The sequence below is a fragment of the Microcystis sp. M49636_WE2 genome, from assembly GCF_030065375.1.
Taxonomy (GTDB): domain Bacteria; phylum Cyanobacteriota; class Cyanobacteriia; order Cyanobacteriales; family Microcystaceae; genus Microcystis; species Microcystis aeruginosa_C.
In genome coordinates, this window is the sequence record NZ_JASJFG010000153.1 from 1 (window position 1) to 1,512 (window position 1,512).

Genomic DNA, 1,512 nt, shown 5'->3' on the forward strand with positions numbered 1-1,512 from the left:
GCATACCGGCCCGCGTCATCTTCGTTAAGCGTTGGTGACGGGCGAAAATTGCCGCTAATCCCTCCCTTCTCATCATTTGCAGAGAAGCTTGTAAACCGTACATCAGGTTAACTGGAGGGGTAAAGGGGGAACTATCCTCATCGGTGGCTTTTTTGTATTTGCCCAAATCTAGATAAAAACGGGGCAGTTTGGCGGTTTCGTAGGCTTTCCAAGCTTTTTGACTTACGGAAACAAAACCTAAACCGGGAGGAATCATATAACCTTTCTGGGAACCAGAACCGACCACATCTAAACCCCATTCATCGATGGGAATATGATAAGCTCCTAAACTGGTGACAGCATCGACGATGATTAAAGCTTCCCCGTGGTCTTTTACCGCTTTGTTAATGCTTTCCAAGTCATTGAGAACCCCGGTGGAAGTTTCCGAATGGGTGATAATTACCGCTTTGATGGCTTTTTCCTTGTCTTCGGTCAGTTTAGCAGTGAATGCCTCTGGATCTAGGGGTTTACCCCATTCTGCCTTAATGATATCCACATTTAAGCCGTAGGCTTTCGCCACTTTCGCCCAACGTTCCCCAAATTTACCATTATCCCCCACCAAAACTCGATCGCCGGGGCTGAGAAAATTAATAATTCCCGCTTCCATGACACCGGTTCCCGAAGCGGTTAACATTAAGACATCGCCACTGGTTTGATGCAACCATTTGAGATTTTCGGTTAATTCGGCGATTACCTTGCTAAAAGCACCCGTCCGATGACCGATGGGTGCTTTAGCCATAGCCAATAATACCGCTTCCGGCACTGGTGTGGGGCCGGGAATCATCAACATATTTTTATTTTCCATGGTTCGTCCTCTCTCGTTGGGCCATATTTAACAAAGATAAAAAACCAAATCTCGATCGCATCAATTCTGAGGGGATGATTTAAGATTCGGCAAACTCTGATTATATCCCGGCAGATAGCCTTGTCAGTTATCAGTGATCAGTAGTCGGGAATCAGGATTCAGGAGATAGGGTGATAGGGAATTGGGGTGATAGGGTGATGAGACAGCTTCCCCATCTCCCCAATTCCCCACTTCATAATTCATAATTTATAATTCATAATTCCCTCTCCCCACTTCCTAACTCCTATTCCCGATTTTCAAAGAGTTTCTGGATACCTGCGGCAGGATCGGGCAGTTTTACCAAAGATTCGCCGATTAGAACTGCATTTGCTCCCGCTTGTTTCACTTTCGCCAGATCTGTTGCTGTGTGTAATCCCGATTCGCTGACGATCAGAATACCTTTTTCTCGCACCTTTTCGCCCCTGGCTTCTAGTAATTGGCGAGTATTGTCTAAATCGACTTTAAATGTCTCTAAATTGCGGTTATTAATGCCGATTAGTTCGATTCCCTCAATGGCTAACACTCGATCGAATTCGGCCAGACTATGCACCTCTACCAAAGCTGTCATCCCTAAACCCTTGACAATTTTGACAAAATATGCTAGGTCTTGATCGCTTAAAATAGCGGCA

At 45.4% G+C, this 1,512-nt stretch carries 2 protein-coding genes; both read right to left on the minus strand.

The features are described from left to right. A partial coding sequence (locus tag PX484_RS03555; protein ID WP_288102876.1) for a pyridoxal-phosphate-dependent aminotransferase family protein occupies positions 1 to 844 on the minus strand: 844 nt, incomplete at its 3' end. A 283-nt stretch (positions 845 to 1,127) separates the two neighbouring features. Beyond that, on the minus strand, positions 1,128 to 1,512 hold a 385-nt coding region (locus PX484_RS03560), incomplete at its 5' end, for a beta/alpha barrel domain-containing protein (protein WP_502882692.1).